The sequence below is a fragment of the Sediminibacterium sp. genome (genome assembly GCF_051860225.1).
In the GTDB taxonomy this organism is placed as follows: domain Bacteria; phylum Bacteroidota; class Bacteroidia; order Chitinophagales; family Chitinophagaceae; genus Sediminibacterium.
On record NZ_JBHYEI010000002.1, the window covers coordinates 372,629 to 394,566 of the forward strand.

20 protein-coding genes are annotated in these 21,938 nt (G+C 34.2%); 10 read left to right on the forward strand and 10 right to left on the reverse strand.

The window, feature by feature from the left end; genetic code table 11:
- The first annotated feature begins 3 nt into the window (after window positions 1–3).
- The 3 genes from ACTIEI_RS08530 to ACTIEI_RS08540 all read left to right on the forward strand — a co-directional run bounded on the left by ACTIEI_RS08530 (window position 4) and on the right by ACTIEI_RS08540 (window position 3,775).
- Complete coding sequence (locus ACTIEI_RS08530; RefSeq protein WP_439505872.1) at window positions 4–2,508, forward strand: ATP-binding protein; 2,505 nt, start codon at window positions 4–6, stop codon at window positions 2,506–2,508.
- A gap of 135 nt (window positions 2,509–2,643) precedes the next feature.
- Window positions 2,644–3,249: a glycosyltransferase gene (locus ACTIEI_RS08535; RefSeq protein WP_439505873.1), complete on the forward strand. Its 606-nt coding sequence runs from the start codon at window positions 2,644–2,646 to the stop codon at window positions 3,247–3,249.
- Window positions 3,230–3,775: a hypothetical protein gene (locus ACTIEI_RS08540; RefSeq protein ID WP_439505874.1), complete on the forward strand. Its 546-nt coding sequence runs from the start codon at window positions 3,230–3,232 to the stop codon at window positions 3,773–3,775. The genes ACTIEI_RS08535 and ACTIEI_RS08540 overlap by 20 nt, the downstream gene beginning before the upstream one ends.
- On the opposite strand, the gene ACTIEI_RS08545 is transcribed toward ACTIEI_RS08540, so the two are convergent.
- Window positions 3,738–5,594, reverse strand: a complete 1,857-nt coding sequence (locus tag ACTIEI_RS08545; protein WP_439505875.1) for a PAS domain S-box protein — start codon at window positions 5,592–5,594, stop codon at window positions 3,738–3,740. The genes ACTIEI_RS08540 and ACTIEI_RS08545 overlap by 38 nt on opposite strands.
- A gap of 308 nt (window positions 5,595–5,902) precedes the next feature.
- Between ACTIEI_RS08545 and ACTIEI_RS08550 the strand changes: the two genes are divergently transcribed.
- Entirely contained in the window at window positions 5,903–7,030 is a 1,128-nt protein-coding gene (locus ACTIEI_RS08550) for a glycosyltransferase family 4 protein (RefSeq protein WP_439505876.1), read from the forward strand.
- Here ACTIEI_RS08550 and ACTIEI_RS08555 read toward each other — a convergent pair.
- Window positions 7,027–8,010: a LuxE/PaaK family acyltransferase gene (locus ACTIEI_RS08555; RefSeq protein WP_439505877.1), complete on the reverse strand. Its 984-nt coding sequence runs from the start codon at window positions 8,008–8,010 to the stop codon at window positions 7,027–7,029. The genes ACTIEI_RS08550 and ACTIEI_RS08555 overlap by 4 nt on opposite strands.
- A gap of 45 nt (window positions 8,011–8,055) precedes the next feature.
- Here ACTIEI_RS08555 and ACTIEI_RS08560 point away from each other — a divergent pair, with 45 nt between their 5' ends.
- The 6 genes from ACTIEI_RS08560 (at window position 8,056) to ACTIEI_RS08585 (ending at window position 13,233) form a co-directional block, all read left to right on the forward strand.
- Window positions 8,056–8,508 carry a hypothetical protein gene (locus ACTIEI_RS08560; protein WP_439505878.1) on the forward strand — a complete coding sequence of 151 codons (453 nt, stop codon included), beginning with the start codon at window positions 8,056–8,058 and terminating at the stop codon, window positions 8,506–8,508.
- An 86-nt stretch (window positions 8,509–8,594) separates the two neighbouring features.
- Window positions 8,595–9,419 carry a hypothetical protein gene (locus ACTIEI_RS08565; protein ID WP_439505879.1) on the forward strand — a complete coding sequence of 275 codons (825 nt, stop codon included), beginning with the start codon at window positions 8,595–8,597 and terminating at the stop codon, window positions 9,417–9,419.
- A 16-nt stretch (window positions 9,420–9,435) separates the two neighbouring features.
- Window positions 9,436–10,548, forward strand: a complete 1,113-nt coding sequence (locus ACTIEI_RS08570) for a M42 family metallopeptidase (protein ID WP_439505880.1) — start codon at window positions 9,436–9,438, stop codon at window positions 10,546–10,548.
- Between the two features lie 2 nt (window positions 10,549–10,550).
- A complete protein-coding gene (locus tag ACTIEI_RS08575; protein WP_439505881.1) occupies window positions 10,551–11,390 on the forward strand; it encodes a type 1 glutamine amidotransferase in 840 nt (279 codons plus the stop codon).
- Between the two features lie 18 nt (window positions 11,391–11,408).
- On the forward strand, window positions 11,409–12,605 hold the full coding sequence (locus tag ACTIEI_RS08580) for a hypothetical protein (RefSeq protein ID WP_439505882.1): 1,197 nt from the start codon (window positions 11,409–11,411) through the stop codon (window positions 12,603–12,605).
- Between the two features lie 13 nt (window positions 12,606–12,618).
- Entirely contained in the window at window positions 12,619–13,233 is a 615-nt protein-coding gene (locus ACTIEI_RS08585; RefSeq protein ID WP_439505883.1) for a tRNA-(ms[2]io[6]A)-hydroxylase, read from the forward strand.
- Between the two features lie 119 nt (window positions 13,234–13,352).
- Here the strand turns inward: ACTIEI_RS08585 and ACTIEI_RS08590 are convergent, their stop codons facing one another.
- The 8 genes from ACTIEI_RS08590 to ACTIEI_RS08625 all read right to left on the reverse strand — a co-directional run bounded on the left by ACTIEI_RS08590 (window position 13,353) and on the right by ACTIEI_RS08625 (window position 21,917).
- Entirely contained in the window at window positions 13,353–14,708 is a 1,356-nt protein-coding gene (locus ACTIEI_RS08590; protein WP_439505884.1) for an OmpA family protein, read from the reverse strand.
- A 75-nt stretch (window positions 14,709–14,783) separates the two neighbouring features.
- Window positions 14,784–15,266 carry a septal ring lytic transglycosylase RlpA family protein gene (locus tag ACTIEI_RS08595; protein WP_439505885.1) on the reverse strand — a complete coding sequence of 161 codons (483 nt, stop codon included), beginning with the start codon at window positions 15,264–15,266 and terminating at the stop codon, window positions 14,784–14,786.
- A 164-nt stretch (window positions 15,267–15,430) separates the two neighbouring features.
- The gene (locus tag ACTIEI_RS08600; protein ID WP_439505886.1) at window positions 15,431–15,736 is read right to left on the reverse strand and encodes a DUF952 domain-containing protein; all 306 of its coding nucleotides are present in this window, start codon (window positions 15,734–15,736) and stop codon (window positions 15,431–15,433) included.
- Between the two features lies 1 nt (window position 15,737).
- Window positions 15,738–16,736, reverse strand: a complete 999-nt coding sequence (locus ACTIEI_RS08605; RefSeq protein WP_439505887.1) for a chorismate synthase — start codon at window positions 16,734–16,736, stop codon at window positions 15,738–15,740.
- Window positions 16,737–16,761: 25 nt separating this feature from the next.
- Window positions 16,762–18,057, reverse strand: a complete 1,296-nt coding sequence (gene aroA, locus ACTIEI_RS08610; RefSeq protein ID WP_439505888.1) for a 3-phosphoshikimate 1-carboxyvinyltransferase — start codon at window positions 18,055–18,057, stop codon at window positions 16,762–16,764.
- Between the two features lie 17 nt (window positions 18,058–18,074).
- On the reverse strand, window positions 18,075–19,094 hold the full coding sequence (gene aroB / locus ACTIEI_RS08615; protein WP_439505889.1) for a 3-dehydroquinate synthase: 1,020 nt from the start codon (window positions 19,092–19,094) through the stop codon (window positions 18,075–18,077).
- A 1-nt stretch (window position 19,095) separates the two neighbouring features.
- A complete protein-coding gene (locus ACTIEI_RS08620; RefSeq protein WP_439505890.1) occupies window positions 19,096–20,181 on the reverse strand; it encodes a chorismate mutase in 1,086 nt (361 codons plus the stop codon).
- 26 nt (window positions 20,182–20,207) lie between these two features.
- A complete protein-coding gene (locus ACTIEI_RS08625; RefSeq protein WP_439505891.1) occupies window positions 20,208–21,917 on the reverse strand; it encodes a DEAD/DEAH box helicase in 1,710 nt (569 codons plus the stop codon).
- Window positions 21,918–21,938: the final 21 nt, after the last annotated feature.

Sequence of the window (21,938 nt, forward strand, 5' to 3'; positions counted from 1 at the left end):
CCAATGGCTTTAAAAAGCAATATATCTCCAAAACAACAGTTGATTTCTAAAGAATTAGAAATGGAAAAATCTGCACGACTAGCACTTGAAAAGAAATTACAAGAAAAAGAAAATGAAATAATCAAATTAAAACATCGATTACAAGAAAAGGAGTTAAATCACAGTACTTTAGGATGTATACAATTCTTAAATGCAATTATAGATCATTTACCAATAGGCATTGTAATAGAAAATGAAATTGGGCTTGTGATAAATATCAATAAATCATTCTGTGAGTTACTAAAAATAAACACCCCTATTGACGAATTAGTAGGAATTGATATAAATAACAGCCTTCATTTTATTCAAGAAGAATTTCTGGATACTTTAAGTTTTTTCCAAAGAACAAACGAAATATTAAATGATAGAACCCTAGTAAAATATGATATTATCGAATTGAAAAATGGTAATAAGTTAGAAAGAGATTTTATACCATTATTTGAAGGCTCAGAATATAAAGGTCATATCTGGCTTTATCATAACACCTCAATAAGGAATAAACTTGAAAAACAACTAGACAAACAAAAAGCAATTTATGAAAAAGTAATCAGTCATCTTCCAATAGATATTGCAGTATTAAAATCTGACTACGCAGAATTATTTTTAAACCCAATTGCAATTAAAGACATTGAATTAAGACAATGGACAATTGAATGGTTAATTAAACAAAAAAATAATCAACTCAACCAAAATAGCCATGACGTAAATGATATTACTTCCTACAAAAAGCTGTTTAATTATGTAACAACAACCAAATTAAGTGGATTTGTAGAAGAGGCTAAGAGAAAGGAGGATGGAGAACTACAGTATTTACTACGCGGATTAAATCCAATATTAGATGATACAGGAAATATTGAAATGCTGATTGGATACAACACGGATATAACTGATAGAGTTAGGGCCGAAAACGAATTGAAAAATGCGATAGAAATTACTGAAAAACTATCAGAAGCAAAAGACTTATTTCTTGCAACCGTTAGCCATGAAATAAGAACTCCAATGAGTGGAATTCTAGGTGTAGTAGACTTACTAGTAAAAACAAAGCTTAATCAGAAGCAATATAAGATGGCTTCAATGATTAAAGATGCTTCGAGTAATTTATTAGCAATTGTTAATGATATTTTACACCTTGAAAAAATCAATTCAGGCAAATTGGTGTTAGAATCAATTCCATTTTCAGTTGTTGAAAAAATAGGGTTAATAATAGATAGTTTTAAATTAAGGGTAAAGGAGAAGAAACTATACTTAAACTTTGAAAATAAATTAATTGATAACCCGATTATTGTTGGAGATCCATACAGATTAAGTCAAATACTCAATAATTTTTTAAGCAATGCAATCAAGTTTACAGATCAGGGAGGAATCACCATTGCATTAAGTGCAATCACTGAAACAGAAAATGAGATTTGGCTAAAAATTGAAATACAAGACACCGGAATTGGAATAGTTCCTGAAAAAATAGAGCAACTATTTGAACCATATATACAAGCAGATTCATCCACAACGAGAAAATATGGTGGAACAGGACTAGGACTTAGTATCTGTAAAACGCTAACAAAAATGCTAGGTGGCAGAATAGCAGTTGACAGTAAGCCAGGCATTGGTTCAACTTTTAGTTGTTTAATTCCTTTTAAAAAGGAATTGAATTTAAATCATAAAAATATTGTTGAAGATGATTATGAAAATCTAAGGGGCTGTAAAATTTTACTCGCTGAAGATGTAGAAATGAACCAGTTTATTGCTCGCTCTATTTTAGAAAATAAGCAGATGCAAATTAGCATTGCAAAAAATGGTAAAGAAGTAATTGAAAAGGTTCAGCAAACTGTTTATGATATTATATTGATGGATATCTCAATGCCTTATATAGACGGAATGCAGGCTACTTCAATTATAAGAAGTATGAAAAATCCCCTAAAAAACTCAATCCCGATTATTGCCGTTACAGCCAATGCGCTTAATGGCGATGAAAAAAAATACAAAGACGCTGGAATGAATGGATATATTAGCAAGCCATTTCAAGAAGACCAGTTATTGAGTGTAATTGCAAAAACACTTGCAACGAAAGACTTTATTTTATCCCCTGATCAAATTGAACCTATTGGATACCCCCAAAATAAATTATACAACGAAAATTTAATCATGGGTTGGGGAAAAAATAAAACAGCTTTTGTAGAAAAAATGATTGGCTTGTTTTTAAAGACTATGCCAACAGACATGGAACAATTATCACTTTCAGCCAGTAAACAAGATTGGAAAATGGTAGAAAAAACAGCCCACCGTATGAAATCAGCAATAAGGGGATTGGGTATAAAAATCGCAACAAAGCCAATTAAGCGAATAGAAGAAATTGCACAAACAATGCCATCAGACCCTCAGCTATTAGTTGAAATTAAATCCGTCACTCAACTGCTAAATCATGTTATTGAGCAAATAAATAGTGATTATCCGCATTTGAAAATCCATAAATGAAATTGAATTCCCAAAATTGGAACACCAAGCCACTATTCATTATTCCTAATTAAATGAAATTCAATAATTTATATAAGCAGATTGATTGGCATGAATTTGGAACTTTTTAACCCTAGAAAAGTTAAATGAATCAAAATGACCAAGGAATATCCTACAATTAGCTTAGTTAGAAAAAGAAATAAAGATGTGCCGGTTTTTGCCTACATGGGAGACTTCAATATAAAAACTTATGGATTAGACACAATCTTATGGGCTTTTGCTGACTATAAACACAAATACTTAGAGTCGGGTAGTTTATGGCTAATTGGAGATGGAAAAGATAAAGCAGCTTTAATTGAATTAATTAGCAAGTTAAATATTGAACAATCTGTTCATCTAATGCACTTACCTCAAGGAAAAGAAAAAATGAATCTACTCAATCAGATTGATTTATTCCTTAGACCTTCTAGATCTGAATTTTTTCCAACTGCAATAATAGAAGCTGCAGCTGCAGCTGTTCCTTCGATTGTTTCCGCAGAGACTACTATAAGTGAACAGGTAAAAGAATACAAAGCTGGATATGTGATGGAAGAAAATAACTACAAACATTTAGCCAAACTACTCTTAAAAACATTAAATGAAATTAAATACAATCATTGGTCTACTATGAGAAGAAATTCACTCAAAATGGCTCTTGACAAATTTCAATGGAATAAAATATTGAAAACACATGTACACTTATATGGAACGATGCATTCATGAAATAATTCAAACGAAAGATCATCAAATGTATCCTTTTCTGTATGGGAAATATGCACTAATGACAAGTGACGCTATCCCAGAAAATGACATACATATTGTTTTTGATTGCTTTAAGAAAATGAATGAATTTCCATTAGTAGCAATTACAAACTGGCAAGCTAACAATTATGCAAAAGCTATATATGCTAAATATTCAACCTGTAAGTTGATTCAATTATTTGATGCCAAAATAGAATTGAGACTGTTCAATATGCTTAGAAGTAATTGCTTCGTTTATATAGAAGCCAATCGTAAAAAAAACGATTTATCGCAATTACTAGAAGCAATGTATATGCAATTACCCATCATCTCATACGCTTCGTATGATAATCAAAAAACAACCAATCATCAAGGATGGTATTACAACAATGGTAATGAATTAAAATATATTTTAAAATCACTACACACTACAAATACCACAAAAAATGGTCTTTTAATGAAACGAATATTTAATTTCCAACAGGAGAAGCTTCATCTAATTCACTGAGCGATTCAAATTGAGGAACAGTAAGTGGCTTTGTTATAAAATGGGTTACATTAGAATACTTCTTCGACTTTTCATAATCATTATGATCGATTGAAGAAGTTAAAATGATAATTGGCCATGGCTGATTCATTTTCTCATACTCATCTAAAAAATCCCAGCCATTTCTACCCATAAAATTCAAGTCTAAGAATATCTTCCTTTTTAAAGTTGGATTCCCTTTTAAGTAAGTTATTGAATCCTCAATATTATCAAAAACAGTCACATTCATATTAGGAATTACTTTCCTAATAATCACTGTATTTAATTTATTAATCATATGGTCGTCATCCACCAAGACAATTTCTTCAATTGCTTGATTTAATAAAAACTTATTGAGTGCTATATTAGTATCAGAAGCGATACTAACCTCATCTGAAATTTTGTGTATGGCGTGATTCATCGTGTTTGCAGATGATTCAATATCTAAAAGTATCTGTTGTAATCCTTCAAGGGTATTTTGTTGAAATTTAGCTGTTTGAAGGATTTGCAGGATTTTAGAAAATTCATGACGTAATTCAAATGAAGCTATATCTGAGATTTGTTTAAGATGGGACATCTGTTCTTCCACATCTTTTTCTGTCATTTTCTTTTTAGTAATATCATTCTGAATAGTTAAATATCCAATCACATTACCTTGCTTATCAAACAAGGTTTCCATTTTTAAATCAAGCCATATTTTATTTCCATTTTTGGCATAAAAAATTATTTCAGTTCGCAAGCTTTTACCTTGATTAATGGCAGTATTTAATTTATTTAAAACTTCTGCAGCAGTGTCTTCACCTGATAAAACTGATTGAGGATTCTTCCCAGTAACTTCACGTAAAGGGTACCCAGTAAGCTTAACAAAACTATCATTTACCCAAGTAATGCGATATCCTGGATCACATAAAATAATGACAACATTTATCCTTTGGGCAATTTTGGTAAATTTTGCAAACTCCACTTTAGATATCTCCAACATTTCAGTTTGTCTGTTAAGTTGCAATTGGAGTTCTTTAATACTAGTAATATCCTTTAATGTACCAGCATAACCTACAAAATCTCCTAGATTAGTATACATTGGATCTGCCTGCATTTCCACCCATTTGAAATTACCATCATATTGTCTAAATCTAAATTGAATGGTATAGGAAGTCTTATTTGAAAATGCCGCTAGTTGAGCTTGTTTAACTTTGTATTTATCTTCTGAGTAAATTGCTTCAATCCATGCATCTCCTAATTCTGCATCCAATGAAACACCTCTAAATTTTAACCAAGATTTATTTACAAAAACTAAATGATGCTGGTGGTCAGTTAACCAAATCATTTCTTTCATAAAATCAGCAATCTCCCTAAACCACTCTCTATTTTGACCAGACAGACCACTGGAAGGAGAGGAAGCAACTGTTGTGCTTGTGCCAACAGCAATGGTAGTAGCAAAAATTCCAATAAACAAGAATGCAATTGGATGCATTCTTCTGTCATTAATTAAGTTAAACTCATACTGTATGATTGATCCTGTAGTATTTAAATTAGGATGTTTTAATTTTAATAAAATAGGTGTAGAGGATTTTGTTTGAAGAGTCTGGTGAATTGCAGATTTAAGTATGCCGGCATCGGCAGAATTAAATAAAGACTCAATATTTACCCCTTGAACTGACTCTCCTACAATCTGATATAGTTGTTGAAATGCATCATTACAATAGGTAATATTGCCTTCTAAATCAGTAGTAAATACAAAATGATTGTTGGATGCAAGCTGATCTAATAAAGTTTTATCTACACTATAAGGATACTGCATATTCACACTAATATTGGTAAGTTTAAAAATAATCAGCCAAACTGCTTCAACGTACCCAACCAGGTTTTAATATAATTATAAAGCCATAAAATCAGGTAAGCATATATAATCAATTTTAAAAGAAACCACTTAATATTATGGACAGAAAAAATTCTCCCCATCCAGTAAAGAAACTGCCCGGTGAATAATAATAAGTAAGCAGTAAATATTGATTTTGAAGTAATCGACTTCCACTGCATAGTAATTTCTTTAAATAAAATAAATATACTGTATTTTCATTCTGAATAATTTAAAATGCTGAATTTCTTATGGAAATAATACATCTTGTATTTACTAGAAATGCTAAGGCAAAATATAATTCACTGGTTGAAACAACTAACCAATTAGCAACTGAACAAGTGAAAATAGGGTATAATGTGACTCTATGGCAACTAGGATCGAAAGCAGTGGATATTTTCAAAAATAAGGCATATAAAACAAAGTATTTTAGTACTAACTTATTCATGTGGAACACAGTCCATAAAATGCTAAATGATATTGATGAAATAAAAAAAAATACGATTGTACATATACATGGAGGAATAATTCCAATTTATTACCCCATCATTTTTCATTTAAATAAAAGAAATATATCTTTTATCCTTTCGCCTCATGGAAGATATAATTCGTATGCGTTAGAACATAGCAGTTTTCTAAAAAGAAAACATTTTGACAACTTTGATGCAAATATTATACAATGGGCTAAAGCAATACATTTTAGAAGTGAATTTGAACGTACCCAATTAATTAGCTATTGCCAATTTGACTTGCAAAAATCTTATATAGTTCCTATTGGCTTAATTAATAACAATATTGATATCGCCCCTAAAATCATGAAGCATGATGAAATCATTTATTGCTATTATGGTGAATTGAATATTTCTGAAATGGGGATAGATATACTTTTACATGCTTTTGCGAAATTTAAAAAGCAGCAGTCTAACAATGCCATTCTATGGATTATGGGAAATGGTAGTGATAGAAATGCCATTTTAAAATTAATCAAAAAATTAAGTCTTCATAAATATGTGTTCCTGAAACCTGCAGTTTTTGGTGCTTTGAAATTTGAACAACTTAGCAAAATAGATATAATGGTCAGACCATCTCGTCTAGACTACGCTCCAACTGTTGTATTAGAGTCAGCTGCCATGTCAATACCATCCATAGTTTCTGAAAATACTTACCTAGTTGATCTTATTAAAAATGCAAATGCAGGTTACACACTTACAAAAAATACTTCGGATGAATTAATGAAAGTATTTATCGAAAGCATGGCAGAAATAGAAACGGTTCACTGGAATAGAAAAAAACTAAACGCCCGCCAAATGATTGTGGATTCCTGTTCTTGGAATAAAATTGCAAGAGAACATGTAGAAGTGTATAAAGGATTAGTTTAAACTACAAGTAAACTACAACCCCTAATATCGGAATGATCCATTCTACCCAAAACTTCAAAACTACCATCAGCATATACCCTGCCAATATCTTGCGTAGCAATAAATGAACAACTATAAATATTGGCAAGATCAATAATTTGAATAAGACCAGTTCCCTCTGTAAATATTTCAAACGGATCATCTTCTTTTCGCACATATACTTTCATCCATGGAGGGGATTGATACCGCCCATTTCCTTTTGAGTACGCCTGACTTAATAACTCTGTCATCCCATACTCTGCATGAATGTTTTTAACGCCAAATCGTTGGCTTAAAGTTTTATGTAGTTCCAAACGAGTCAACTCTCTACCCCTGCCTTTCATCCCTCCCGTTTCCATGACTACTGTATGGTTTAATTGAATTGGAAATTGTTCCGAAAAGTCTAATAAAGCAAAAGTTACTCCTAACAATAAGGTTTTTTGCCCCGCTGATTCTAATGACATTAACGTTTTTGCTAAATCATTGTAGTTATACAAATAAAACCCACTTTGCTTTGATTCACTCATTTGAATCATTTTATTGGCCATATAAACCAAGGAAGAATGATCCCGCTCTAAATAGGCAGGCAACAAAGCAAGTATACACCAGTCTTTTATAGCACCATATTGTAATTCAAAGCCCTTTATAAAACTTTTCTCATATATAGAAAGGTCTACAATATGATGTTGGCTAGTAATCACTCCTGTTGTTCCACTACTTTCAAATACTTTCTGAACCATATGTTCACCAGTGACAATTGAATGATTCTTAAAAAAAGAAATAGGCAACGCAGGTATATTTTGTGGTATCTTAAATGCAGCATTCGTTGGGTTGATTAAATCTACCCATTGCCTATAAACTTTATTGTATTCGTATTGTAATTGAAATACGGCATTACAGTATTGATCTAGTGAAGATTCACTTGCAGAAAAAATATTGTTAATATCAAAGGGTAGTACCAACCTTGTTTGTATTGTTTTAACTAAATTTGAATAGAAAGTATACTGATGAGAACAAAATTATTAATCCTGCTGACAATTACCGTCTTTTTTTACGGTTGTAAAAAAGACGAGTTCAATACCAAACCCACATTAACTTTCGGAGAAGTTAATACTACCGAGCTCAGACAGGGTAATTTGCTCATTTTTTCGTTGAATTTCACCGATAAAGAGGGGGACATTCAGGATACACTTTGGGTTCAAAAGATTTCGAGAACCTGCCCTACCACTCCGGGAGTTCAATTCATAAGCCCTAATAGAGTTCCAGATTTTACTGGAACCCCTAATCTAAAAGGAAAACTAGAAATTACATTTGTCTATAATGCCAATGTCCCTGGGACTCCTTCTATTGTCGGCTGTAATAATAGAAACGATACTGCTTTCTTTAGGTTTTGGCTAAAAGACAAAGCGAATAATCGCAGTGATACTGTAACTTCCCCGAATATTATCTTAATTAGATAATGAAGTTTAATCGACTAATAAAAGGATTTTTTTACGGTAATTTTTTTTACGGAACTTGTGCTGTTGCACTTGCTATTGAGTGCTCCATGCAGCTAAATTTACCACTCAATAGTTTTTTATTCTATTTGTTATTGTTTTCCTCAAGTGTACTTTATTACACGCATGCCTATTACGTTGAAGCTAAAAGAGCTCCCATACACATAAATGAAAGAACTGCTTGGTATTTAAGTAATCAAAACTGGGTTGAAAAATCACAACTATTGCTAACTGGGCTTGTCTTTCTTCTGCTGCTTTTAATGTTGAATGGATTACAGCCACATTTTTCAAAAATCAACCCCTTTAGCTGGATAATATTAATAATTTTTATATCCTTTGGTCTAGGATATTACAAGAACCTCTATCCAAAATGGGGTAATTGGGGGCTTAGGGGCAACGGATTAATTAAACCGCTAATAATCGGATTGGTATGGGCGGGTATGGTATCTTTTTCGCCAGTACTTTTTTATGATCTCAGCTTTCCTGGCACTAATCAAAGCTTAGAAAGGCTTACCTGGCTTTTACTAATTAAAAACTGGATATTCATTAGCATATTATCCATGCTTTTTGATTTTAAAGACTATGCAAATGACGCTAATCAACAACTAAAAACATGGGTAGTAAAATTTGGAATAAGGAAAACCCTGTTTTGGATCATTTTACCACTAAGCATATCAAGTATGACGGCATACTGGTTATTTGCTTTAGAACAATCTTTTAATTTGCACAGAATAATATTCAACAGTATCCCCTATGCATTGTTAATAACTGTTTGCTTATTAATGTACCAACGTAAAAGCATTCTCTATTATCTTGCAATCATTGACGGATTAATGCTAGCAAAAGCGATTTGTGGCATCATTGGCATGTATTGAATTTAAAATAAACTTTATGGCAAAGGCAAAAACAACTAAATCTAAAGTGGTTACCACAGATAAATCAATGGATTTTCTAAAAAAGTACATCAACACCCCCTCTCCTGTTGGATTTGAAAGCAAAGGGCAAAAAATATGGATGGAATATATAAAGCCTTACGTAGACACTATTTTTACTGACCCCTATGGAACTGCAGTGGGTGTTATTAATCCAACTGCTCCTTTTAAAATAGTTATTGAAGCGCATTGTGACGAAATAAGCTGGTTTGTAAATTATATCAATGATCAAGGGCTGATTTACTTAAAAAGAAATGGAGGAGTAGATCATCAGATTGCACCAGCTAAAAGGGTAATCATTCATGGTAAAAAAGGACCAGTTAAGGCAGTGTTTGGATGGCCAGCTATTCACACTCGCTTAAGCAACCCAGAACAAAAAGAACCTTCTCCTAAAATTGAAAATTTATGTCTTGATTGCGGGGCTAGAAATAAAAAAGAAGTAGAAGCACTTGGTATTCGAATAGGCTCTGTTGTTACATATGAAGAAGGATATGATGAATTGTCTTATGATTTTATTATTGGCCGTGCATTTGACAATAGAGTGGGCGGATTTATGATTGCCGAGGTAGTACGTCTATTAAAAGAAAATAAGAAGCAATTACCCTTTGGTCTTTATGTGGTAAATGCTGTACAGGAAGAAATTGGGTTAAGAGGTGCTGAAATGATAGCAAGAAGAATTAAACCCAATATTGCCATCATTACAGACGTAACACATGATACAAGTACGCCAATGATTAGTAAAATCATTGAAGGCGATATCCAATGTGGCAAAGGCCCTTCTCTTGCATTTGCCCCTGCTATTCATAATAAATTATTAGAAGTAGTAGAAACAGTTGCTGAAAAAAACAAAATACCTGTTCAAATGCGTACACTTAGCAGAAGTACAGGAACTGATACAGATAGTTTTGCTTATGCTAACGATGGGTGTCCATCCGTGTTAATTTCTATTCCGTTAAGATATATGCATACTACGGTAGAAATGATACATAAAAAAGATATTGAAGACACCATTAAGTTGATGTACGAAACCCTGCTCACATTAACTCCAAAGACCAATCTTAGTTATTTATAAGCATGGTAGCATTGCAAAAAAACATTTTAAAAGTAGCTATTTTAGACTTGTATGAAGGACAGGCCAACGAAGGCATGCGCTGTATTAGGGCTATTTTAGCGGAGTGGGGCAAAGCCAATGAATACGAAATTGCTGTTGATGAATTTAATGTTCGTCAGCAGAATGCAGTACCGTCTTTAGATTATGACCTGTATATTTCTAGTGGTGGCCCCGGATCCCCACTTGATACAATAGGATCAGACTGGGAAAAAGCATACTTTAATTGGCTTGATAAGTTAAGTCAATGGAATAACAAGGTTGAAAATTTCCCCAAAAAACATGCATTCTTTATTTGTCATAGTTTTCAATTATTGTGTAGATATTATGAAATAGGAAATGTCTGTAAAAGAAAATCAACTTCATTTGGCGTGTTTCCAGTACATATGATGGAAGATGGCCATTTTGAAAAAACATTTGCAGGATTAAACGACCCCTTTTACTGTGTAGATAGCCGGGATTTTCAAGTAATTGAACCCAACCACGAAAAGATTAGACAAATGGGTGGAGCTATATTAGCTATTGAAAAAAATAGACCGCATGTTCCATTTGAAAGAGCTATTATGTCTGTTCGTTTTAACGAATACTTTATGGGGACTCAATTTCACCCAGAAGCGGATGCAATAGGCATGTCAATGTATTTACAACGTGAAGACAAAAAGAAAATGGTCATTGAAACTCATGGGGAAGAAAAATGGCAAAGCATGGTTGAACAATTGATGGATCCTGGAAAAATATTATGGACCTATAGTCATATTCTTCCTAACTTCCTCACACACGCAGCAAACCAATTGGCAGTTTATTAAACGAATAAAATAGCGTCTATGGTCACTTCCATCAGAAAACAATTTAACGAATCATTTACTGAATTGAAGTATCAGGAATACCTGTCATCGTTAAATGAGAAATATAAAGGAGCTATTGAATTTAGGGTTGCAGAAACACCTGTCTTTATTGACAAACAATTCAAAGAAAAAATACTTTCAGCTTGTGAATCAATTGTTGATGTAATTGTAGCGCCTGATTTTAAAGAATTGACCAATCTAGCCATTCCTGAAAATGTAAAAGTACCAAATGAAAACGACCACACACATTTCATTGCATTCGATTTTGGTATTTGCGAAAATGAAAAAGGAGAATTAGAACCGCAGTTAATAGAAATGCAAGGATTCCCAACGCTTTTTGCTTATCAAATATGGCATGATCTAGCTAATCGCAAATGCTTTTCTATTCCTGATAATTATAGTACTTATTTTAGCAATTTAGACTCAAATAGCTACACTAAATTATTGCAAAAATTGATTGTTGGCAATCATTTACCCGAAGAAGTAATTTTATTAGAAATATTGCCTCATCAACAAAAAACAAAAATTGATTTTTATTTTACAGCAGAATATACTGGAATTTCTGTTGTTTGTTTAACAGAGCTAATACAGGAAGGTGAAAATTTGTACTACTATAAAGAGGATAAAAAAATACAAATCAAGCGCATCTATAATCGAATCATTTTTGATGATTTACAACAACAATCTTTGCCCATACAAGAGAAGGGAAAAATACTCTTTAGCAATTTAAATGTTGAATGGACCCCTCATCCAAATTGGTTTTATAGAATTAGTAAATATACCCTACCATTTATTCATCATCCCTATGTTCCAGCCACTTGGTTTTTAAATGAGCTCAAACAAATTCCTGCAGACTTAGAAAATTATGTGCTTAAACCACTTTTCTCATTTGCGGGGCAAGGGGTTATTATTGATGTAACTCCTAGCGATATTAAAGCCGTAAAGGATCCAGAAAATTGGATTTTACAAAGGAAAGTAAAATATGCAGCAGTTATTGAAACCCCTAACGAACCTGCTAAAGCAGAACTGCGAATTTTTTATTTTTGGAAAGAAGGAGATGCAAGACCTATTCCTGTCAACAATTTAGCTCGTTTAAGTAAAGGGAAAATGATTGGTGTAAGATATAACCAAGATAAAGATTGGGTTGGAGGAAGTCTTGCGTATTTTGAAAAATAACACTGAATCTATCATGACTGAAAATATTTCACAGCATACTAAAAATATTCTTGGTTTACAACTTCCAACAGACCCAAGATGGGTTAATCTAGCTAGTATCTCTTTAGAAGCTATTTTAACAGATCATGCTTATTGCGAGCAAAAAGCAGCTTTAACTTGTATATCTTATATCCAACGATATTCTGATCGAAAAGAATTAGTAGAAGCCCTTGCCCCAATTGTTACAGAGGAATGGGGACATTTTAGGGCAGTGCTTGCCGAATTAAATAAACGTGGCCTTTCTTTAGGTAAACAACGTAAAGATGAATATGTAAATCAATTATTGATTTTTCAACATAAAGGCGGCCATATTGAAGATCGGATGTTAGATCAGTTACTTACAATGGCTCTAATTGAAGCAAGAAGTTGTGAGCGATTTAAACGGTTAAGTGAAGGATTAGAAGATCCCTATCTTAGAAAATTTTATAGAAAATTCATGGAAAGTGAAGCAGGTCATTATACATTATTTATTACCCTTGCGGAACAATATATCCCCAAAGCAAAAGTCAGAGCAAGATGGAAAGAATGGCTTACACATGAAATTGAAATCATGAAACACCTTGAATTAAGAGGTGACAGAATTCACTAAAAGCTTGTGAACAAAAAATAGTCCTAAGACCGTCTATTTACTAAAAAATCCCAGCTAGTTTAACTAACCGGGATTTTTTAAAATCTGTCATCCTATTGAAGGACTAAACAGTTTAATATTTATTCTTGAACTTTAAATTCAACTCTTCTATTTAGTGCTTTTCCTTTTGCAGATTTATTATCAGCAATTGGTTGGCTACTTCCAAATCCTTCAGCAGTAAGTCTAGAAGCATCAACTTTCTTTCCTACTAAGTAAGACTTAACCGCTTCAGCACGCTTCATCGAAAGTGGTAAATTGATTTTGTCGCTACCAGAAGCATCAGTATGTCCTTCAACAAATAATTTTAAAGTTGGGTTTTCATTTAACGCTTTAAGCACTTTATTCAACTCAACTTGTGAAACTTTAGTAAGAACAGCTGAACCGGAAATAAACTGTACTTTCTTGTTATCAAAATTGTAAGCAGCTTTCAATTCAGGACAACCATTGTTCTCACGAGTTCCCTTAATGCTAGGACATTTGTCTTCTTCGTCATTAACACCATCACCATCTGTGTCTGGAATTGGACAACCTTGATAACGAGCTAAACCTGGAACTGAAGGACACTTATCTTCATCATCATTCACACCATCTTTATCAGCATCTGGTACTGGACATCCATTGTATTTAGCAAGTCCGGCTACAGTAGGACATTTATCATTTTCGTCGTTAATACCATCTTTATCTGTATCTGGTACAGGACAACCATTGTATTTAACAACACCAGCAACTGTAGGGCACTTATCTTCCTTGTCATTAATACCATCTTTATCTGTATCAACTGGAGCGGGAGGCGCTACTGGCATTGGTGGGGGTGGAGGTGTAACTAATACAGGGGCTGGCTTGTCTTTTAAAGGAGAAGCAATACCCAGTGTGTAAGCAGTATGATTAACCGCTAATCCAGAAATAGCAGGGCGGAATAAAATCTGGCTATTCACATATGTTTCACTACCTAAATTAAACTGCAAACCTAACCCAGTGTTGGCTTGAGCCGCAAAATAAGTACCATTGTACATTGATGCACCCACTCCAAAAGTCATATAAGGAACAAGAAAATACTTGTCGGTCAATAACTTCACATTAATATTAGCATCAGTTTCTAATAAAAACTGGTCTCTTATTGAAGGGGCTTTACCTGACTTAAAATAAAAAGGATACTTAGAAAAATTTCCTGAAACGGTAGCCATGAAATCTACATGCTCGGTTAATCCTTCAAAATACTGCAAAGCTATACCAAGAGACATCTCTTTCATTGGAGTCATTCCCTCTTTGGTTAAGACACGTGACAAGGAAGTTCTACTAATCTTATCAGCAGTATACATATCATTCAAGAAAACAGCCAAACCTAAGCTTGATCTTTTCTTGTAGCTAGTGGGCGCTTGGGCATATGTAGCAGTTGCCAAACCGATAACTATCAAAGAAAACAGAAATTTCTTCATAAACAGGTTTTTGTTAATTTAAAAACAAAAATACACGTTGAAATTGGTTTTCTAAAATTATGATAACTTTATCTTTTAATTATTTTTAACATCGGGAGGCAATACAACTTCTAGTTTTACTTTAGCTAATCCCTTTTTTAAATATTGTAATTTTTCGGCAGCAGATCTTGATAAATCGATAACTCTCCCTCTTTTTTTCATCTTAGGATGCATTTTGTCATTAATCCTAACGACAACATACTTGCCGTTTTTTATATTGGTCACTTTAACCCAGGTTCCTAAAGGCAAACTATTACTTGCACCTGTAAATAATTTATTAGAAAACCGATCCCCTGAAGCTGTTTTAATCCCTTCAAATTTGGCGCTGTAAAAACTGGCAGTACCAAGTATTACTTTTCCAGTATACACTAAATTAGCATCTGCCTTAAGTGAACTATCTATTGACCACAATAAACTATCTGGGAAACCAGGATTAAATAAAACTGAGTCAGTTTGGGTTTGAGCATGAGCAGAACCAGTTGTAATCAATCCTAGCAATAAAATAAGTATTAAACGCATCCAGTTTTTTTAAATGAATAATGGAAGACACCTTAAAGTACAAAATCTAATTAAGGTTTCAACGTTTAACCGCTTTAAGCCAAATAATATGCCGAAAATTAATTCAAATTATAAAAAATTAAATTCGTATATAAATAGACTGATTTTCAATAAGTTATGGCAAACTACAATTTTGTAACTGCCACTACTGCATCTAAATTAAGGGTTCCATGAATATGCGGAAACACTTCATTTATAGAACCTGCCAATTCAAAAACCAATGGTCGTTCTACTTTATCTTTTTTAATAGTTAACTGAATTAACCCTATTTGGCCTTGGTAATATCGCTCTAATACACCCGCTACTTGATCTGCAGTACTACAATGCATAAACCCCTCTACAGCTAAGGTATCTGCCTCATAAAATCCCTTATTCAATGCTTCTTCCCATTTAGCTTGGGTAGTAATATGATAAATTAATTCTCCGTTCATATTAATATACTCTTTTAAGTTGTTGTTCCAGTAACATTAAATCGGTTAATACAATAGCCGTTACTGCCTCTAAAATTACTGGTACCCGTAAAGCTATACACAAATCGTGCCTACCTTTAATTGAAAAATTTTCTTGCTGATTGGTTTCCCAGTTGTAGGAAAACTGTTCTTTTGGCGTAGATGAGGTAGGTTTTATAGCCACTCTAAAAATCAATTCATTACCATTAGTTATCCCCCCTACTATACCGCCAGCATGATTAGTTGTTGTATTTCCCTGGGCATTTTCTATTGCATCATTATGTGCTGAACCAAACATATTTGCGGCTGCAAAGCCCGCACCAAACTCAATGCCTTTAACTGCAGGTATTGCAAAAGCAGCATGACTGATGAGAGATTCAACTGAGTCAAAAAAATGTTCTCCCAAACCGATTGGCAAACCAGTTGCAGAACAAGCTACAATTCCACCAACGCTGTCTTTCGCATCAATTGCTTTTTGCAACCCTTTTTCTAAATCTGTTTCTCCCGCAATTGATTGTATTGTAGCGTGAATCTTTATTTGAGATTTTGCCAATAATTTTTTGGCTACTACACCTGCGCCAACCAAACATACAGTAAGTCTTCCACTAAAATGCCCCCCCCCTCTATAATCTTCGAACCCACCATATTTTTGGTGTGCAGTAAAATCTGCATGTCCTGGCCTTGGTATGGCCCTATGTTTTTCATAATCTTGGCTTCTGGTATTATTATTTTCAAATAAAATAGTTATTGGAGCACCTGTCGTTTTTCCATTGAATATCCCACTTTTGAAAATAGGCAAATCATCTTCCTTTCTCGGTGTAGTTCCTTTTTGTACTCCACCTTTTCTACGCTCGGTGTCTTCCACGAAATCTTCAACACATAGGGGAAGACCAGCAGGACAACCATCAATGATTAATCCAACGGAAGGGCCATGAGACTCGCCGAAAATTTGTATTCGAAATAGTTTTCCAAATGCATTCACGTTAATATATCAATTTAAAAGGACACTAAAATCTTGTTTCAACAATCACACCCAGTTTTTGCAAATGGTTATAAAAAGCAGGATAAGATTTATTAATTGCCTCGGCTGCTTCAATGGTTACAGCAGTTTCCGCTTTTAATGCTGCAATAGCCGCGGCCATTGCAATTCTATGGTCATGATGGGAATGAATGATTGCTTGTTTAATTTGCCCCATTGCTAATCCATTTCTCAACCCAGTAATAAGCATCAAATTATCTTGCAATTTTACTTCAACCCCCAATTTACTAAATTCTTTTTGCAAACTATCCCCCCTGTTACTTTCTTTGTGTGCTAGTCTATGAACACCTTCAATTACAGTGGTACCCTCACAAAACGCTGCTAAAGCAACCAATGGAGGAAATAAATCCGGGCAATCAGTTGCATTAAAATGGAATGCCTTTAATGGCAAAGACCTTACTTCAATTTGATGTTCTTGAACCGAAAGTCCAGCTCCTGCATCAGATAAAGCCTGCAATATTGCTTTATCTGCTTGAGTTGAAAATACATCCAACCCTTTAACCGTAATGTTACCTGCAACTGCTCCAGCTACTAATAAAAAAGCAGCTCCACTCCAATCCCCTTCTACTTGGTATTCAACAGTTGCTTTTTTCCTTTTTTGATCTGATTTAAAAAAACTAAATGAAGCATACTCATTATTTCGAACAATTGTTCCAAATGCTTCCATTACTTTCAATGTAAGGTCTATATAGGGTCTACTTTTTAAGTTATTTACAGCAATGGTAACTCCATCTGCCTCTGCTGCACCAAAAGCCATTAATAACCCTGTTAAAAACTGAGAACTTAATGAACCATCAATTAAAATATTGTTTGGCTTCAGTGGACCTTGTATTGTAATAGGTAAATAACCATTATCTGAGCTAACTTTAACACTTAACAAAGGCAGTACCTCATCAAAAAAATGCATGGGGCGTTTTAACAAACTACCTGTCCCATTGATTGCTAAACTTATATTACTCAATGCTGCAATAGGAGTAAACATTCTTATTCCCAAACCACTTTCCCCGCAGTTTAGTTGATGATCTATCGGCGTAACTCCTTTGGATTGAATAGTTAAACTTCCATCTGAATTGGATATAACTTTAGCCCCTAGTTTTTGAATCATATCTATCGCAGCTAAATCATCAAAACTATTCCCTGGATTCAAAATAGTCGTTTCCCCATGATGCAGTAATGCAGCTGCACATGCCCGCTGCATACAACTTTTACTAGCATTTGCGTGCAAAGCACCTTGTATATTTGATGGCTGAATAATAGCGATCATCAGTAGAAATTGAAAAATTAAAACTGTTTAAAAATTTCTTGTAGTTGAACCAACAATAAAGGTTGCACAACAGCCTTTCCTGTTTTTTGCAACAGAATATAGTTGATTGAATCGTCTTCTCTTTTCTTGTCTTTTAATAAAACATTAAATGCTTTTTTAGTATCAAAATCAGCAACAGTAGGCAAGCCATATTGATGCAATAATTGAATAACCCGCTCTGCTTCTTTATAAAATTTTAATTGCTGAGACATTAATGCAGCATAGGTCATACCAATACTAATAGCTTCTCCATGACTTAATTGATACATATTTTCAATTGCATGCCCTAAAGTATGTCCGAAATTCAAAAGCTTTCGATCAGCTTTCTCAAACTCATCTTTTTGGACTACTTTAATTTTTAGTAAAGCATTCCGTGTAATTAAATTTGCGAGTTGTTCAGGATTACGCCTATAAAATGTAATATTGTTCTGTTCTAACTCTTCAAACATTTTTAAATCCCTTATGCAAGCATGTTTAATGATTTCTGCAAAACCATTTCTCCATTCTGCCAAAGGCAATGTTTTTAATAAACTATAATCATAAATTAGAAAAGAGGGCTGTCTTATTAATCCAACCATATTTTTATATACACCTACATCAATACCGTTTTTACCGCCAATTGCAGCATCCACCATCGCAAGTAAAGAAGTAGGAATATAACCTACATTTATCCCTCGCATATAAATTCCTGCAACATATCCTGTAATATCAGTGATTACTCCCCCACCAAAACCTATTAAAGTGGTTTGCCTATCGGCACCTAATAAAATTAATTGGTCAATAATTACATCAACTGTTTGTTGAACTTTGTATTGCTCACCTGGCTTTAAAACAATGGTATTAAATCCTTTTAATTTTCGCTTATGTGCTTGAAACAAATTTTCATCTGTTACAATGATGACTTTATCTTTTGAAACAATTTTTTCAATTAAGCCAAATGCTGCATCAAAATAAAAGGTAGTCTCTTTTCCAGAGAATAAAAAGCGCTTCTTCTGCATATTATGAATTCATAATCTTATTTTGATGGTTGATACTTTCCATATGTACCGCATCAAAATACTTAGTGATAAATTCTTGACTAAGCCCAAGCTGCCCTCCTTTTACAAAGGCACGCTCTAAAATGGCATTCCAACGATTGGTTTGCAATATGGTAATATTATTGTCCTTTTTATATTGCCCAATCTTATCGGCCACTTTCATTCGTTGACCTAAGAGTTGTAGAAGCTCATCATCTAATTGATTAATTTGCGCACGCATTTTATCCATTTGAACGTGCAACTCCTCGGAAATAATATCTTCTTTACGCCAAATCATAGCATCTATCATAGATCCTAATACTGCAGGAGTGATTTGCTGTTTTGCATCACTCCATGCATTATCTGGATCAATATGACTTTCTACAATTAAGCCATCAAAATCTAAGTCAATTGCTTTTTGTGCAACTTCCTGTAAAATATCTCTTCTCCCACAAATATGAGAAGGATCGTTTATCATCAGCATTTCAGGAAACCTGCGCTTCATTTCAATGGCTAAGTGCCACATGGGTGCATTACGATACTCTGTATTTCCATAAGAACTGAATCCTCTATGGATTAATCCAATATGTTGAATACCTGCTTTCGCAACACGTTCTGCAGCCCCAATCCATAACTCTAAATCAGGATTAATTGGGTTTTTAATCAAAACAGGAACATCTACGCCCTTCAATGCATCAGCAACATCCTGAACGCTAAATGGATTCACCGTTGTTCTGGCTCCAATCCATAAAACATCCACTCCAAAATGCAAAGCATCTTCTACTTGTTTCCCAGTTGCTACTTCTACTGCTACTGGTAATCCAGTTAATTCTTTTGCCTTTTGCAACCAAGGTAACCCCTTTGTTCCAACGCCTTCAAAACTACCAGGTCTTGTTCTTGGTTTCCAAATTCCTGCACGCAAAATATCTACTTTGCCAGTTGCGGCAAGTTGACTGGCAGTTGCTAAAACTTGTTCTTCAGTTTCCGCGCTACATGGGCCGGAAATGATTAGGGGTCTTTTTGCAAGAACAGTATTGATGTTGGTTGCTTGCTGTAAGGTCTGTTCCATATTCGATTGATTGCTTATTAATAAAATTATCTGCGTCCTCCTCCACTGTCTGCATCGTTCATACGAATGCTTCTTCCTTTGTACTTTTTACCATCCAAAGCACGAATCATTTGCTGTGCTGCAGATTTCTCAATCTCAATCCAGCTATTCATGTCTTTCATATCAATACGACCCAATACTTCTTTCTTAAGATCGCTCATATCTAATACAAATTGTAAGAAGCTCGCCTTATAAAAACCATCTTTGGTTCCAAGGTTTACAAATAACCTACTATAACCTCCGCCTGATTTATACTCTTTTCTATTATCTCCACGGCCCGCATCTCTACCTGAGTCTCTTCCGCTTTCTCTGCGTGCAGACCGATTGTCTCCACGATCATTTGGATCTCTCTTTGCACTTCTATCACGCTCCCTAATATTTAAATCTTCAGAGTTTTCATAGTACTTCAAGAATCGGTCAAATTCCATCGCAGCTACTCGCTTTAACACATCTTCTTTGCTTACGTCAGCAAATTTTTCTGCTAACATAGGCACATAGGTTTCATAATCTCCATGACTAATATCCGCAGACAAAAGCTTGTCCATAAAAGAGAAGAATTGTTTTCTACAAACATCTTTTCCTGAAGGAATATCTAGCTTACTAAAATGACAATTATTGATTCTTTCAATCTGCTTCAGCTTATAAGTTTCTTTTGCATGCACAATTGAAATACAAATTCCGTGGTTGCCAGCTCTACCTGTACGACCACTTCTATGCGTATAAATTTCCACGTCATCAGGTAATTCAAAATTGATTACATGGGTTATCCCTTGCACATCAATACCTCTTGCAGCAACATCTGTTGCAATTAACAATTGGAGGCTTTTATCCCTGAACTGGCCCATTACTTTATCACGCTGACCTTGTGTAAGATCGCCGTGTAATGCATCAATATCGTACCCTTCCCTAGTTAATCTTTCTGAAATTTCTTGTGCATCTAATTTGGTTCTCGTGAAAATAATTCCATAAATACCTGGATTAAAATCGATGATGCGCTTGAGTGTTTCATAACGATGATGGGCAGTAGTAACGTAATATTGGTGATCAATACTCTTGTTTGCAGTATTTACTTTACCCACTGTTACTTCTTTGGGCTCTTTCATGTAACGCTTGCTCACTTTTCTAATTTCTGGTGGCATGGTTGCACTAAATAACCAAGTACTGTTTCGTTGAGGAGTGTTTTTTAAGATAAACTCAATATCATCTTGAAAGCCCATATTCAACATTTCATCGGCTTCATCTAATACTACATAACTGATTTGTTCTAGATTGATCGCTTTACGCTCAATCAAATCAATTAGTCTACCTGGAGTAGCTACAACAATTTGTACGCCTCTTTTTAAATCACGGATTTGTAATCCAATAGAAGCTCCGCCATAAACTGCAACAACCGAAATGCCGGTCATATATTTCTTAAACAGCTCAATCTCTTTCACAATCTGCAAACACAATTCGCGTGTTGGACAAACCACTAATGCTTGTGGGTACTTAGCTGCTGCGTCTATAATGTGTAACAAGGGTAATCCAAATGCTGCTGTTTTTCCCGTGCCGGTTTGCGCCAAACCGATAAAATCAGTCGTTCCGCTCAATAAGACCGGTATCGCCTGTTCCTGAATTGCCGTTGGGTTCACATACCCCAACTCTGTGGTTGCTTGAATTAAACGCTCGTCAATTCCCAACCCTTCAAATGTAATCATGTATTCTAAAATTTGTGCAAA